The sequence below is a fragment of the Streptomyces sp. SID9727 genome, assembly GCF_010550605.1.
Classification (GTDB): Bacteria; Actinomycetota; Actinomycetes; order Streptomycetales; family Streptomycetaceae; genus Streptomyces.
The window spans coordinates 1-279 of sequence record NZ_JAAGNI010000454.1 but is presented as its reverse complement, the minus strand read 5'-3'; the positions used below and the strand labels follow the sequence as shown (position 1 = coordinate 279).

Here is a 279-nt window from a genome sequence, read left to right as displayed (position 1 = left end):
GTGGGGCCGGGGCCGGGGGACGGACCCGCCCGGCGCCCCCGCACCCCCGCCCGCGGAGGTGTCTTTGTCGATGAATCCGCACCCCGGGCCACCTTCCTCGCCCGCGACGGCGCCCAGGGCTGGGCCGAGCTGTGCCGTCTGGTGACCGCCGCCCACGCCGCCGTCCCCGAGGGCGGCCGCCCCCTGGTCGACCGGTCCGACCTGCCCGCCGAAGGGCTCACCGTGCTGCTCGGCCCCGCCTCCGACGTGGGCCGGGCGCTCTCGGCGGGCCGCCCCGAC

The 279-nt window shown here is 81.0% G+C and carries 1 protein-coding gene; it reads left to right on the top strand.

The genetic code is table 11. From position 1 onward, the window contains the following. The coding region (locus G3I41_RS31540; protein ID WP_164403950.1) for a hypothetical protein at nucleotides 1-279 on the top strand (279 nt) is incomplete at both ends.